Origin of the sequence: Synechococcus sp. N5 (genome assembly GCF_900473925.1) — a bacterium.
In the GTDB taxonomy this organism is placed as follows: Bacteria; Cyanobacteriota; Cyanobacteriia; order PCC-6307; family Cyanobiaceae; genus Parasynechococcus.
Genome location: NZ_UCNI01000006.1, coordinates 295,579 through 310,229, shown reverse-complemented (window position 1 = coordinate 310,229; position 14,651 = coordinate 295,579). Strand labels below are relative to the sequence as shown.

Annotated in this window: 12 protein-coding genes and 1 pseudogene; 10 read left to right on the top strand and 3 right to left on the bottom strand. The window is 61.1% G+C overall.

Going from position 1 to position 14,651, the window contains the following annotated elements:
• Positions 1-15 precede the first annotated feature (15 nt).
• Together DXY03_RS06975 and DXY03_RS06970 are read left to right on the top strand one after the other, a co-directional pair.
• On the top strand, positions 16-903 hold the full coding sequence (locus tag DXY03_RS06975; RefSeq protein WP_114988781.1) for a formate/nitrite transporter family protein: 888 nt from the start codon (positions 16-18) through the stop codon (positions 901-903).
• 7 nt (positions 904-910) lie between these two features.
• The gene (locus DXY03_RS06970; RefSeq protein WP_115009982.1) at positions 911-1,633 is read left to right on the top strand and encodes a HEAT repeat domain-containing protein; all 723 of its coding nucleotides are present in this window, start codon (positions 911-913) and stop codon (positions 1,631-1,633) included.
• Positions 1,634-1,685: 52 nt separating this feature from the next.
• Here the strand turns inward: DXY03_RS06970 and cynS are convergent, their stop codons facing one another.
• Positions 1,686-2,171, bottom strand: a complete 486-nt coding sequence (gene cynS, locus DXY03_RS06965) for a cyanase (RefSeq protein WP_170952002.1) — start codon at positions 2,169-2,171, stop codon at positions 1,686-1,688.
• Positions 2,172-2,366: 195 nt separating this feature from the next.
• On the opposite strand from cynS, the gene DXY03_RS06960 reads away from it, so the two are divergent.
• A complete protein-coding gene (locus DXY03_RS06960; protein ID WP_115009758.1) occupies positions 2,367-2,537 on the top strand; it encodes a cyanate hydratase in 171 nt (56 codons plus the stop codon).
• A gap of 72 nt (positions 2,538-2,609) precedes the next feature.
• Entirely contained in the window at positions 2,610-3,680 is a 1,071-nt protein-coding gene (locus DXY03_RS06955) for an anthranilate phosphoribosyltransferase family protein (protein ID WP_115009757.1), read from the top strand.
• On the opposite strand, the gene DXY03_RS06950 is transcribed toward DXY03_RS06955, so the two are convergent.
• Entirely contained in the window at positions 3,641-4,108 is a 468-nt protein-coding gene (locus DXY03_RS06950; RefSeq protein WP_115009756.1) for a GNAT family N-acetyltransferase, read from the bottom strand. The two genes, DXY03_RS06955 and DXY03_RS06950, sit on opposite strands and share 40 nt — an antisense overlap.
• A 33-nt stretch (positions 4,109-4,141) precedes the next feature.
• On the opposite strand from DXY03_RS06950, the gene DXY03_RS06945 reads away from it, so the two are divergent.
• From DXY03_RS06945 to DXY03_RS06930, 4 genes are all read left to right on the top strand, one after another.
• Entirely contained in the window at positions 4,142-5,395 is a 1,254-nt protein-coding gene (locus DXY03_RS06945) for an MFS transporter (protein ID WP_244272346.1), read from the top strand.
• Positions 5,396-5,440: 45 nt separating this feature from the next.
• On the top strand, positions 5,441-7,579 hold the full coding sequence (gene ppk1 / locus DXY03_RS06940; RefSeq protein ID WP_115009754.1) for a polyphosphate kinase 1: 2,139 nt from the start codon (positions 5,441-5,443) through the stop codon (positions 7,577-7,579).
• A 203-nt stretch (positions 7,580-7,782) separates the two neighbouring features.
• Positions 7,783-8,769 (top strand): RpoD/SigA family RNA polymerase sigma factor, encoded by a 987-nt coding sequence (locus DXY03_RS06935; RefSeq protein ID WP_115009753.1) that lies wholly within the window; start codon positions 7,783-7,785, stop codon positions 8,767-8,769.
• Between the two features lie 44 nt (positions 8,770-8,813).
• A complete protein-coding gene (locus DXY03_RS06930) occupies positions 8,814-9,425 on the top strand; it encodes a diacylglycerol/polyprenol kinase family protein (RefSeq protein WP_170952001.1) in 612 nt (203 codons plus the stop codon).
• 16 nt (positions 9,426-9,441) lie between these two features.
• Here the strand turns inward: DXY03_RS06930 and DXY03_RS06925 are convergent, their stop codons facing one another.
• Positions 9,442-10,509: a 3-deoxy-7-phosphoheptulonate synthase gene (locus DXY03_RS06925; protein ID WP_114988790.1), complete on the bottom strand. Its 1,068-nt coding sequence runs from the start codon at positions 10,507-10,509 to the stop codon at positions 9,442-9,444.
• Between the two features lie 96 nt (positions 10,510-10,605).
• Between DXY03_RS06925 and acnB the strand changes: the two genes are divergently transcribed.
• Positions 10,606-13,188, top strand: coding sequence for a bifunctional aconitate hydratase 2/2-methylisocitrate dehydratase (acnB, locus tag DXY03_RS06920; protein WP_115009751.1), 2,583 nt, complete (start codon positions 10,606-10,608; stop codon positions 13,186-13,188).
• A gap of 18 nt (positions 13,189-13,206) precedes the next feature.
• A pseudogene (locus tag DXY03_RS06915) lies at positions 13,207-14,643 on the top strand (ClC family H(+)/Cl(-) exchange transporter); the annotation flags it as partial.
• Positions 14,644-14,651: the final 8 nt, after the last annotated feature.

Here is a 14,651-nt window from a genome sequence, read left to right as displayed (position 1 = left end):
TCTCAATCTCATCTGATGGACTACGTCCTACCCAATGAGCTTGTCGACGGCATGATTGCCGCCGGCGGCAAAAAATCAACGGTCAGCGTGAAGAACCTGCTGATCCGTGGCTTTTACTCCGGAGCCATCCTTGGCCTGGCGGTGATCCTGGCCCTCACCGTGGGCATCACCGTCAAAGCCCCCTTCGTAGGCTCGCTGCTGTTCCCCTTCGGCTTCGCCAGCATCGTGCTGTTCGGCATGGAGCTGGTGACCGGCAACTTCGCCCTGCTGCCGATGGCCACCTGGGCTGGCAAGAGCAGCTGGGGTGCCACCTTCCGCAACTGGGTCTGGGTGTGGATCGGCAACTGGATCGGCACCGCCGTTGTGGCCGTGATCATGGCCATCAGCCTCACCAGCGGCACCATGGATGGCGCTGCTGACAACGTCGGCCCGCCGATCTGGGATGCCGTGGCCCAGAAGATCATGGCCCTCAATCAAATCAACGTTGAGAAGAAGTACGAGGCCCTGGGAAGCATGGGCTTCTTCCTCGCCTTCCTGCGCGGACTGGTGGCCAACTGGTTGGTTTGCCTGGGCGTGACCATGGCTCTGGTGAGCAAGAGCGTTCCCGGCAAAATCCTGGCCTGCTGGCTTCCGATCACCGCCTTCCAATCGATGGGCATGGAGCACATCGTGGTGAACCAGTTCCTCCACACCGCTGGCCCGATCCTCGGTTCCGGCGTCCCCTTCACCAAGGTGATCTTCTGGAACTGGCTGCCTGTCACCCTCGGCAACATCGTGGGCGGCATGGTGTTCATCGGCATGCTCTTCTACAGCACCCATCGCACGCCGATGGAGAACGTGCTGCCCACCGAGCACGATGAAAAGCTGGAGCGTGAGCTCGCTGCTGAACTGGGTGCCCGCTGATCCATCCATGAACGACGAAGCCGTTCTCTGGGAACGGCTCGCCCGATCTCGACGCGCTCCTTTGGAGCCCGCTTGGCTGGGGGAGGTCTACTCCCCCAGCCTTTCTGTTGATCTGCGGCGAGCCCTCTGCGAAAAACTGGGGATGCAGGCCGAGCACGGCTGGCCCGTGATCCAAGACCTCCTCGCCAGCCACGGGGTTTTGCCCGATTTGGTGATGGCGGCAGGACTCTGCCACCAGAGCGAAGCCCGCGATTGGTTGTTGGCTCAACTCGAGCAAACCTCAGACGATGAGGACGCCAACCTGATGGTGGTTCAGGCTCTCGCCTGCTGGGGTGCCGAAGTTCCCGAATCAGTGGTGGTGAATTGCCTGCATCACACGGGCCAACTGCACCGACTTGCCGGTCTTCAACTGCTCAGCTTCCGATCCCATTGCCTCGACGACGGTGAACTGCTGCAGTTCTGCCAAGAGGTTTTGAATGATTTTCGCGATCCAGTCGTTGTGGCCGCCATTCGGGTTCTGCAACGCCGCGATGGCGTGTTGATCAGCGAAAAGCTGGCAGAGCTGTGTCGCAGCGGTTCCCTGCCAGTTGCCGAGGCCGCCTTCCGCGCGCTCGGTTGCATCGCCACACCTTCCAGTCAGCGCTGCCTGCTGGAGTTAAGCCAGGAGCTGAATGACGACGTTCGGCGGAAAATGGCCAGCACCCAACTGAGCCAACAATTCCGCCAATAAAAAAACCCCGCACTTGCGGGGCTTGATGTCTTCAATCAAGACACTTGAATGTTCACCACTTTTTGTAAGGCAGGAACTTGCCGCACATGGTGATTTTGACACGATCACCTTTGGGATCCTCCACTTTGTCGACATCAAGCGTGAAGTCGATCGCGCTCATGATGCCGTCACCAAAATGCTCCTGGATCACATCCTTCAGGGGCATGCCATAGACCTGCATGATCTCGTAGAAGCGATAGATCAAGGGATCAGTGGGGATCACCGGATCGAGGCTTCCCTTGGTGGGGAACTCCTGCAAAGCGGCAGTGATGGCTGGGTCAAGGGAGAGCAGCTCAGCCAGCTTTTCAGCCTCTTCTTCTGAAGCTGTTGCTTGTCCATAGAACAGGGATGCAATCCAGACCTCATCGAGGCCCAGGGCTGCTTCCAGATCAGCAAAGCTCATGCCCTTGGCCTTCTTGGCAGCCATCAAGGTGGCGGTGACAGTCTCCTGGGAAGGAGCTGCCAACGACGGGGTCGAGGGAACAGCTGAAACAGTCATGATTGAACGAAAAATTGTTATAGCCGCCTCAAAAACAGCGTTCCAAGCTGGAACGTCTCAGCAGCCCCGAAACTGTTGCGCAAACGCTGACTGAACAATGAAGCATCAACTACAAAACAACAGCCTGTTTTGAAGCAACAAGCACAGCCGACAGTCTCTTGATCGGGGAAATTTGTTTTACAGAAGAAATTTGCAATGAGCCAATTCTTCCAATCGATGGCAACCCTGCTGCAGGCGCAATTCCTTCCGCCAACCACTGCTCCCCAACTGATGCTGGAGCGGCTCTATTACGCCGAAGGACGCCACCACCCGCAGCACCCACGCCATGGCAGTTTCGAGGGGCTATCCCGTCTAAGCAGGTCCTGAGCTTTCGTAGCAATTGCTACCCCTGCCGGGTCAGTCACTCCTGAAGACTGATCACAGCTAGAGGCCGGACCTTTGACGAGCGCAGTTCTCTCCGGCCGCGACCGCTTCAAGCAGCACCTGCGCAAGGTGGGAAGTGGTGAACACACCAGCAAAGGCATGAGTCGCGAGGAAGCGGCTGATGCCATGGAGCTGATGCTGCAGGGCGAAGCGACGCCCGCACAGATCGGCGCTTTCCTGATTGCCCATCGCATCCGACGGCCCGAACCCCAGGAACTCACGGGGATGCTCGACACCTACCGAGCCCATGGCCCGGTGTTGCACTCCACGGCTGGCAGTCGAGCACCGTTGTGTTTCGGCATGCCCTACGACGGGCGCACGCGCACAGCGCCGATTTACCCGCTCACCACGCTGGTGCTGCTGGCCTGTGGTCAGCCGGTGGTTCTGCAGGGCGGTGAGCGGATGCCGATCAAATACGGCGTCACCGCTGTTGATCTGTTCCGCCTTCTCGATCTGGACCTCACAGGTCTACCGATCAGCGCCGTTGCAGACGGGTTCCAGCAGAACGGCTTCGCCCTGATTCACCAGCCGGATCATTTCCCCATCGCGGAAACCCTGATCGGCTACCGCGAAGAACTGGGCAAGCGTCCCCCGGTTGCCAGCCTGGAACTGCTCTGGACACCCCACCAAGGCGACCACCTCCTTGTGAGTGGCTTTGTCCACCCACCAACAGAAGCCCGCGCCTGGGAAGCCCTCAAGCAAGCCGGCGAAACCGATGTACTCACCGTGAAGGGGTTGGAAGGAGGCACCGACCTGCCCATCGGCCGAGCCTGCATCACGGCCCGGGTGCGGAATGGCAAAGCGGAGCGATTGATCCTGCACCCCCGTGACCATGGCTGTCACGACGCCGACGTGGAATGGGCTGACGACACCACCTGGGCTGAGCAGGCACGAAACGCCCTTCAGAACAAAGGTCCTCTCTGCGACGCCCTGCGCTGGAACGCCGGCGCCTATCTGTGGTTCGCCGGCTGCAGTGATTCCTTGGAACAGGGCATTCAACGGGCAGCGTCCATTCTGGAAACGGGCCAGGCCCAAGCCCAGCTTGATCAACTCTGCGCTTGGCGAAGCAGCTTGACCATCCGATAGCGCTCGAACGGAACGCCTCCAATCAGGATCGTCTCCGGCGCTTCCACACACCAGCCCCATCGCTCCAGCAACGGTCGGCTGAACTGGCTGGCCTCCGTTCGTAATTGTTGAACGCCGGACGCCAGCGCATCCGCCTCAATCCGGTTCAGGAGGGCACTTCCATGCCCCCGCCTCGAGGCACAACCGCGGCAGTAAAGCAACGAAAGACGATCTTCCGGATGGCGGATCGCAAAGGCCGAACCATCCGTGGTGAGCCATCCCGAGCCCTCCCGAAAACTCGCATCGAGCACGCCGGGCAACCAAGCCAAGGCCGCCCAGGCCCTGACTTGTTCCTCTGAATAAAGGAGGGGAGCCTGAGATTCGATCGCATCGGCATAGATCTCCCGCAACAGCGGGTGATCTTCCGGAGCGATCGGACGCAAAGCCATGGAGCCGCCTGTGGGAATGTGAGTCTCTCCTGCGTGGCAGCAAGCTTGCAGCGTCCTCGGATTCCCACACTGCTCAGCGCGTTTCTCACGCTGCTCAACGACCGGCTCAGCGAAAGCATTGTTTTTCCGCTGTTGCCCTTTCTCTTGGCCCAGTTCGCCCCAGACGGACGAACCCTGGGACTGTTGGCGGGAAGCTATGCCCTGGCGCAGTTCCTGGTCACTCCCTTGATCGGAGCGCTCAGTGATCGCTACGGCCGCCGCCCCGTGATCAGCATCTGCGTCGCAGGATCCGTGGTGGGGCTCGGCCTGTTTGCCGTGACGGTTTCACTGCCATGGCCCAGCCAAAGCCTGCTGCCCCTGCTGCTGTTGTTCGCAGCACGGATCATTGACGGCATCAGTGGCGGTACGGCAGCAACAGCCAGCGCCGTGCTCGCCGACATCACGCCTCCCGACAAGCGAGCCCGTGCCTTCGGCTTGATCGGCGTGGCCTTTGGTTTGGGGTTCATCCTTGGCCCCTTCGTTGGCGGACAACTGGCCCGAGTGGCCGTGTCCCTTCCCGTTTGGGTGGCCACAGGCTTCGCTGCACTCAACCTCTTGGTGGTGCTCAATCTGCTGCCGGAAACCCACCCCCAGGAATCCCGCAAAAACCTGCCCAGAAAACGCGACCTCAATCCGTTTGCACGGCTGAGCCAGGTGCTGATGAACCCCAGCGTGGGGCGACTGTGCGGAGCTTTTTTCCTCTTCTTCCTGGCCTTCAACGGCTTCACCGCCATCCTGGTGCTCTATTTCAAGCAGCGCTTCGGCTGGGGCCCTGAGCTCGCCACCACCGCCTTCCTCGTGGTGGGGGTGGTCGCCACCGTGGTGCAAGGAGGGCTGATCGGGCCGCTGGTGAAACGGTTCGGTGAATGGCGTCTGACCTTGCTGGGCCTCGGCCTGGTGATCATTGGGTGCCTGCTAATCCCCAGCGTCGGTGCATCCGATCGGGCCGGCGCCATCTTCACTGCCGTCGGCATCCTGGCCCTGGGCACCGGATTGGTCACACCAAGCCTGCGCAGCCTGGTGTCACGGCGCCTGGGTCGCGAAGGGCAAGGCAGCGCCCTCGGCAGCCTGCAGGCCCTGCAGAGTTTGGGCAGTTTCCTCGGCCCTCCACTAGCGGGATTCAGCTACGACCTGCTGGGTCCAGTGAGCCCGTTTGCAGCTGCGGCAACCGTGCTGGTGATCGTGATCGGCCTGGTGGCAGGCAGCCCTCTGCCGGACATCTCCGACACACAACCAAGCCAGTCCTGATTGCTACGTTTCGGCTAACGACACCAGCGCCGAGCCGTTCAGCCCATGTGCGCAGCAGCCTTAGCCCCGGAGAACTACATCAACCGGGAGCTGAGCTGGATCGCCTTCAACGAAAGGGTGCTGGCCCAGGCCCTGGATCCGCGCACACCTCTGCTCGATCAAGCCAAGTTCAGCGCCATCTTCAGCAACAACCTCGACGAATTCTTCATGGTTCGCGTGGCGTCACTGAAGTCTCAGGTGGAGGCGGGCGTCAGCAAGCCAAGTGAGGATGGCAAATCGCCGTTGGAGCAGCTGCTGGCGATCCGGGAACGGCTGATTCCCCTGCTGCGAGAGCAACAGGTGCATTACCGCCAGCACCTGAGGCCGAAGCTGCTGGAACACAGGGTTGAACTGCTCGATTACAGACAGCTGAACAACGACCAACGCCAATGGGTTGACGACACCTTCCAGACCTCGGTGTTTCCGGTGCTCACACCTCTGGCTGTGGACCCCGCCCATCCGTTCCCCTTCGTCAGCAACCTGAGCCTCAACGTTGCGGCCGTGGTTGTTGATCCGGAAACAGGACAACGGCAATTTGCCCGGGTCAAAGTTCCCCAGAAAAATCTGCCTCGCTTCATCGCCATCCCCTCGCACCTGAGCGGCCAGGAGCACAAACCCGTTCACACCGCCATCGCCCTCGAGCAGGTGATCGCCTTCAACCTGAAGGAACTGTTCCCTGGCATGACGATCGAGGGGCACTACTTCTTCCGCGTGACGCGGGATGCGGATCTGGAACTGAGGGATCTGGAAGCCGATGACCTGATGCTGGCCCTGGAACAAGGACTGCGAAAGCGACGCATGGGCGGTGAGGTGGTGCGCCTTGAGGTGCCCAACGAAATGCCTCAGGACGTGGTGGAGATGCTGATGACAGGACTCAGCGTTGAAGAGGAAGACCTCTATGTGATTGATGGTCCCCTGGGCCTGGACGACCTGCTCAGCCTCACCGCCCTACCGCTGCCGAAACTCAAGAGCCAAAGCCACGGAGGCCAGACACCGACGGCTCTAGCCCGCAGTCAGCAACACCTGCTGGACGAGGGAGCAATCAAGCCAGATGAGTTCAGATCGATCTTCTCGGTGATTCGCCGTCAGGACATCCTTCTGCACCATCCCTATGACCTCTTCTCGACAACCGTCGAAGAGTTCATCAACCAGGCAGCGGACGATCCCCAGGTGATGGGCATCAAGATGACGCTCTACCGCACCTCCAAAGACTCGCCGATCATCGCTGCACTGATCCGTGCCGCCGAAAACGGCAAGCAGGTGATGGCACTGGTGGAATTGAAAGCACGATTTGACGAAGACAACAACATCCAATGGGCCCGGCACCTGGAGCAATCCGGAGTGCATGTGGTCTACGGGGTGCTGGGGCTGAAAACCCACACCAAGATTGTTCTGGTGGTGCGCAAGGAGAAAGAGAAGCTGCAGAGCTATGTGCACATCGGCACGGGCAACTACAACTCCAAAACCTCCAAGCTCTACACCGACCTAGGCCTGCTCACCGCCAACCAGGAACTGGGTCAAGACCTGGTGGAACTGTTCAATTACCTCACCGGTTTTTCCAAGCAGCAAAGTTTTCGTCGCCTGCTCGTGGCCCCCGTCACCCTGCGGAAAGGCATGGAGCTGTTAATTCGCCGCGAAATTGAACATGCTCAGCAGGGCCGAGAGGCCGTGATCCGAGCCAAGATGAATTCCCTGGTGGACCCAACGATCATTGCGCTTCTTTATGAAGCTTCCCAAGCCGGAGTGACGATCGAATTGATCATTCGCGGCATGTGCAGCCTCTATCCCGGATGTGAAGGACTGAGTGACAACATTCGGGTGATCAGCATCATCGGCCCATTCCTGGAACACTCGAGAATTTTTTCCTTCGCCAACGGCGGCTCACCGGAGGTGTACATCGGCAGTGCCGACTGGATGAGCCGCAACCTCGACCGGCGTATTGAAGCAGTCACACCGATCGAAGACCCCGAGCATCGCCAGAAACTGGAACGCCTGCTGCAGCTGTACTTGAATGACAACCAGGCCGCCTGGGAAATGCAGAGCGACGGCACATTTGTGCAGCGCAAACCCGAAAACGACACCTCGGAACGCAATTCCCAGATTCAATTGATCAAGGAATGGAGCAACGGCATCCAATCCTTGTGATTCTTTTGGTTTTCAAAGGGATTGCGTCTGTGACATTCGATACAACATTCCTTCAAAAACAAAGTTGAAGCCACCACGATCACGGCCGAATCAGTTGTTTTGAAAGCCCAAAGATTCAGCTCCTGAAATTCTTTCGATTCGAAACAGTCAGCACTGTTGCTTGGTGCTAAGTTCAGCCCAAATTCATTCAGGAGACCAGGGTGATGGGGATCCCTCTGGAATCTTCCGGCACGACAAAACAGTCGTCCCGGAAGGAACCTGCGTTGCCGTCCACCGGACGTCGACCATCAACTCGACAAGGAGGGCGGCTTGCCACCGACTCCATCGGTTTTTATCTGAGCAGCATTGGACGCATCCCCTTGCTGACGGCAGCTGAAGAGATCGAACTTGCACACCATGTGCAAGCGATGAAGCAACTTCAGGAGCTACCGGAAGAGGAGCTGACCTCCCGGCATCGCCACAAGATCCGCATGGGTAAACGGGCCCGCGACAGGATGATGGCCGCCAACCTCCGCCTCGTGGTGAGCGTGGCGAAGAAATACCAGAACCAGGGCCTGGAGCTGCTCGATCTGGTTCAGGAAGGTGCCATCGGCCTGGAGCGAGCGGTCGACAAGTTCGACCCCGCCATGGGCTACAAATTTTCCACCTATGCCTACTGGTGGATTCGCCAAGGCATGACGCGGGCCATCGACAACAGTGCCCGCACCATTCGCCTGCCGATCCACATCAGCGAAAAGCTCTCCAAGATGCGTCGCATCTCCCGGGAGCTGTCCCACCGCTTCGGTCGTCAACCGAATCGGCTGGAGTTGGCGAGTGCCATGGGCATCGAGCCCCGGGAACTGGAGGATCTGATCTCCCAGAGCGCACCCTGTGCATCCCTGGATGCCCATGCTCGTGGCGAGGAAGATCGCAGCACCCTGGGTGAACTGATCCCGGATCCCAACGGTGAAGAACCGATGGAGGGGATGGATCGCAGCATCCAGAAAGAACATCTGGGGGGCTGGCTCTCGCAGTTGAACGAGCGCGAGCAGAAGATTCTGAAGTTGCGGTTCGGTCTTGGTGGTGAAGAGCCTCTGACCCTTGCCGAAATCGGTCGTCAGATCAATGTGTCGCGTGAGCGCGTCCGACAGCTGGAGGCCAAAGCGATTCTCAAGCTGCGCGCTATGACCAACCACCAACAAGCCGCCTAAGCCACTTGCTTTCCATCACCGGACCCATCGCCATCCTGACCTGGATGGCGATGGTGATAGCGGGCGCGGTGTTGTGCCGTCGGCTTCGGCCGAATCAACGAGAACTGAGCCGAAAAATTGTGCACATCGGAACCGGAGCCGTGGTTCCTTTGGCCTGGTTCTTTGAAATTCCCTTCGTTGTTGCCCTGCCTGTTGCGGCGGTGATCACCGTTTTGACGACGATCAACCACCAATGGCGCTTCATCCCCGCCGTTGAGGATGTTGATCGCAACAGCTACGGCACCATCGCCTACGGCATCGCAATCACAACGCTGCTTCTGCTGTTCTGGCCAACCCGAGCCGATGCGGTGTCCGCCGGGGTTCTGGTAATGGCCCTGGGGGATGGGCTTGCAGGGTTGATCGGCCGCAACGTCGCGTCCCCGAAGTGGGTTCTGTTTGGTCAGACCAAATCAAGCGTCGGCACGATGACCATGGCCGTTGTCTCAGGCCTGGTGCTGATCGGCCTGGCGCGATGGTCGGGGGTGGACCTGTCCCTGCCAGCAGCCCTTGGCATGGTGGCCATGGCAACCGGTTTGGAGCAGCTCAGCTGGAGCGGTCTCGACAACCTCAGCGTTCCCCTCAGCGTGGGGGTGCTTTGGAGTCAACTGGTGGTTTGAACCAAGACGTTGATGCTCAGGCGGTAACCGTCTGTTTGCGACTGGCCACGGCCGCGGCCAGATCCTCCAACAGGGTTTCGGTGGTCTCGAGGCTGATGCAGGCATCCGTGACGCTCTGGCCATAGGTCAACTGCGTCAGGTCTGCGTTGAGCTTCTGATTGCCTTCCACCAGATGGCTCTCGATCATCACGCCCATCACGTGATTGGAGCCCCCCCGCAACTGCTCGGCAACGCTGGCCAGCACCTCCGCCTGTCGGCGGAAGTCTTTGTTGCTGTTGGCATGGCTGCAATCCACCATCAGACGATCCTGCAGACCGGCTTTGCTCAGCTCGGCTGCGGACTCCTGCACAGCTTCCAAGTGGTAATTGCTGCCCTGGCTGCCGCCGCGCAGCACGAGGTGGCCGTAGGGATTGCCCGTGGTGCTGACGATCGAGGCATGACCATCGCGATTGATGCCGAGGAAGTGATGCGGCTTGGCCGCCGCCTGCATGGCATTGATCGCGATGGTGGCGCTGCCGTTGGTGCTGTTCTTGTAGCCGATCGGCATCGACAACCCTGAGGCCATTTCGCGGTGGGTCTGACTTTCCGTCGTCCTGGCACCGATCGCGGTCCAGCTGATCAAATCAGCGATGTACTGCGGGACCACCGGATCGAGCAGTTCCGTTGCAGCAGGCATCCCCTCCCGGGCGAGATCCAACAGCAGTCCCCGGGCCCGGCGCAGGCCGGTGTTGATGTCGTAGGAGTCGTCGAGATGGGGGTCATTGATCAGTCCCTTCCAACCAACCGTGGTGCGAGGCTTCTCGAAATACACCCGCATCACCACCTCGAGCTGATCCTTCAGGCGCTCGCGGATCGGAGCCAAGCGCTGGGCATACTCCCGGGCAGCCTTGACGTCATGAACAGAGCAGGGGCCCACCACCACCAGCAGACGCTGATCACGGCCACTGAGGATCTCTTGAATACGCCGGCGGGCTGACGCCACGGTCTCGAGCGCCGCCGCGTCCATGGGCAGCTCCTGATGCAACACAGCAGGGGCCACCAAGGGACGTGTCTCCACCACATGCAAATCGGAGGTGGTGGCCATGACTGGACGCGAGACTCCGACCAAGGCTACGCACCCCGCTCACTGGCAACAGACACGGTCCGGAAGAATGGTGGTCATCCCTGAACAGAGATCTCCATGCTGAGCGCTTACCGCGAGCTGGCCGCCGCCCGGGAAGCCCAGGGCGTTCCCGCTCTTCCGCTCAACGCGGAGCAAACCCAGGGACTGACCGAATTGCTGCAGAACCCTCCCGCCGGCGAGGAGGAGTTCCTGCTGCACCTGCTCAGCGAGCGGATCCCACCGGGTGTGGATGAAGCTGCTTACGTGAAGGCCACCTGGCTCAGTGCCGTGGCTCAGGGAGACGCCAAAAGCCCCCTGGTGTCACCACTGGAGGCCACCCGGCTGCTGGGAACGATGGTGGGGGGATACAACGTCGCCGCCCTGATCGAGCTGCTGAAGCACTCCGACGCTGCACTGGCTGGCTGTGCTGCTGAGGGACTCAGCCGAACGCTGCTCGTCTACGACGCCTTCAACGAAGTGATGGATCTGGCGGCGGACAACCGCTTCGCCAAGCAAGTTGTGGACAGCTGGGCCGCAGCCGAGTGGTTCACCGCCAAGCCCGAACTGGCCGAGAGCATCACCGTGACGGTCTTCAAGGTTGAAGGCGAAACCAACACGGATGATCTGTCGCCGGCCACCCACGCCACCACCCGGCCGGACATCCCCGTCCATGCCCTGGCGATGCTCGAGACCCGCGATCCGGAGGGCCTGAAGACCATCGCGAGCCTGAAAGAGAAAGGCCATCCCGTGGCCTACGTCGGTGATGTGGTGGGAACCGGCAGCTCCCGGAAGAGCGCCATCAATTCGGTGCTCTGGCACACCGGCAATGACATTCCCCATGTGCCCAACAAACGGGCAGGCGGCGTGATCCTTGGCGGCAAGATCGCCCCTATCTTTTTCAACACCGCTGAAGACTCCGGTGCCCTGCCGATCGAATGCGATGTCACCGACCTGAACACTGGTGATGTGATCACCATTCGCCCCCACGCCGGCACGATCGAACGGGACGGCAAGGTAGTGAGTCGGTTCGAGCTGAAGCCCACCACGATCAGCGACGAGGTGCGGGCCGGCGGTCGCATCCCCCTGATGATCGGTCGCGCCCTCACCGACAAGGTGCGCGCAAAGCTTGGCCTCACCCCTTCGGATCTGTTCATCCGCCCCTCAGCCCCGGCAGACACCGGCAAGGGCTTCACCTTGGCGCAGAAGATGGTGGGCAAGGCCTGCGGTCTTGCAGGCGTCCGACCCGGCACCAGCTGCGAACCGCTGATGACCACCGTCGGCTCCCAGGACACCACCGGCCCGATGACGCGGGACGAAATGAAGGAACTGGCCTGCCTGGGCTTCTCCTCCGACCTGGTGATGCAGAGCTTCTGCCACACCGCCGCTTATCCGAAGCCGGTGGATCTGCAGACCCAGAACGAACTACCCGACTTCTTCGCCCAGCGCGGTGGCGTGGCCCTTCGGCCCGGTGACGGCATCATCCACAGCTGGCTGAACCGGATGCTTCTGCCCGACACCGTCGGCACTGGCGGCGACAGCCACACCCGCTTCCCCCTCGGCATTTCCTTCCCAGGCGGCTCTGGGGTGGTGGCCTTTGCAGCCGCCATCGGCGCCATGCCACTGGACATGCCTGAATCGGTGCTGGTGCGCTTCAGCGGGTCCCTGCAACCGGGCGTCACGCTCCGGGACGTGGTGAACGCCATCCCCTGGGTGGCCATTCAGCGGGGACTGCTCACCGTTGAAAAGGCCAACAAGAAGAACCTGTTCAACGGCCGGATCATGGAGATCGAAGGTCTGCCCGACCTGAAGCTGGAACAGGCCTTCGAACTCACCGATGCCAGCGCCGAACGCTCCTGCGCCGGCTGCACGATCAAGCTCTCCGAAGACACGGTGAGCGAATACCTGCGCAGCAACGTGACGCTGCTGAAGAACATGATTGCCCGCGGCTACAGCGACGCCCGCACCCTGGCCCGACGGATCAAGGAGATGGAGGCCTGGCTGGCGAATCCCCAGCTGATGAGTGCTGACGCAGACGCGGAGTACGCGGAAGTGCTGGAGATCAACCTCGACGAGCTCACCGAACCGGTGGTGGCCTGCCCCAACGATCCCGACAACGTGAAGCTGCTCAGCGAGGTGGCTGGTGACCCTGTGCAGGAGGTGTTCATCGGCTCCTGCATGACCAACATCGGCCACTACCGCGCCGCGGCCAAGGTGCTGGAAGGCGCCGGCCAGAACACGGCCCGCCTGTGGGTCTGTCCGCCAACGCGGATGGACGAAGAGACCCTCAAAGAGGAGGGCTACTACGCCACGTTCGAGGCCGCCGGGTCCCGCATGGAGATGCCGGGTTGCTCCCTCTGCATGGGCAACCAAGCCCGCGTGGAGGACAACACCACCGTGTTCTCCACCAGCACCCGCAACTTCAACAACCGCCTGGGCAAAGGTGCTCAGGTGTACCTGGGCAGCGCCGAACTGGCCGCCGTCTGCGCCCAGCTGGGACGCATTCCCACCCCGGAGGAATACCGCAGCATTGCGGCCGAGAAGATCGATCCCCTCTCCGACGAGCTCTACCGCTACCTGAACTTCGATCAGATCAGCGGCTTTGAAGACCAGGGGCGCGTCGTCAGCGCTGACGACGAAGCAACCGTTCTGGCTCAGGCCTGATTCCGGATCACCTCATCTGTGCCCTCCCTGAGCGAACCCAAGCAGCGACGCCACCTCCTGGGCTCCAGCCGGAGCATCAGGAGGTTGTTGGAACGCCGCTGGCTGGTGGTGGTTTTGGCTCTGGCGTTCACGGGCCTCGGGGCTGCCATCACCGGCCTGCTGTTCACCAGCGGCATCAACCTGCTGCGGGATTGGCGGCTCGACCTGCTCGATGAATTTCCAGCCTGGGTGGTGCTCCCCGCCCTCGGCGCCATCGGCGGCATGGTCTCGGCCTGGTTGATCACCAACCTGTCACCAGCCGCTGGCGGAGCCGGGATCACCCACATCATGGGCTTCCTGCGCCACCGGTCGGTTCCGATGGGGCTTCGGGTGGGCCTGGTGAAACTGGTGGCCGGCATCATTGCCATCGGCTCGGGTTTCCCCCTGGGCCCGGAAGGCCCCGCCGTTCAGATGGGCGGCTCCGTGGCCTGGCAGATGTCCCGCTGGCTGCGAGCACCGGTGGCCTTTCGCCGGGTGATTGTGGCCGCCGGTGGTGGTGCCGGTATTGCCGCCGTGTTCAGTGCTCCCATTGGTGGATTCATCTACGCGATCGAGGAACTGCTCCACTCCGCCAGGCCCGTGGTGCTGCTGCTGGTGATCATCACCACCTTCTCGGCCGACACCCTGGCGGATGTGCTGGGCTTTCTCGGCCTCAACCCCGGGGGCGGCGGGCTCAACAGCACCATCGGGTTTCAACTGGAACGGGAGTACACCCCCCTGGTGCGCTTCCTGCCGGTGGATCTGCTGTATCTGGTGGCTCTCGGTGTGGTGATCGGTGTGCTGGCGGAGCTTTACACCCGCTACGTGCTCACCATGCAGCGGCAAGGCAACCGTTGGTTCGGGGACCGACTGATCCTGCGCATGACGGTGAGCGGGCTCGTGCTGGGCTGCGTCTATGCAGCCCTGCCGGATGCCTTCCATAACCCCAACGAACTGAAGCACCTGATTGGAGCCGGCAAGGCCGACATCAGCCTGGCCCTCGCCAGCTTTGTGGTGCTCTTCTTCAGCACCGGACTGGCGGCGGGCTCAGGAGCGCCAGGGGGACTTTTCATGCCGATGCTGACGCTGGGAGGAGCCATTGGCCTGGCCGGTGGTTCCGGCGTTGAGGCCCTAACCGGCCATGTGCCCACCACCTATGTGTTCGCGGGAATGGGCGCCTTCGTTGCAGGCTGTTCCCGCACGCCGATCTCGGCGATGTTCCTGGCCTTTGCCCTCACCAAGGATCTGCTGATCCTCAAACCGATCCTGGTGGCCTGTCTCACCAGCTTTGTGATCGCCCGACTGTTCCACCCCCACTCGATCTATGAGCGTCAGATGGGCATGGAACTCGACGCTGAAGATCAGATGGCCATGAAGCTCAACCGCTACAGACGTCCGTTCACGCCGCCAACCCCACCATCAGGCCCAACAGGAGGCCCCAGCCG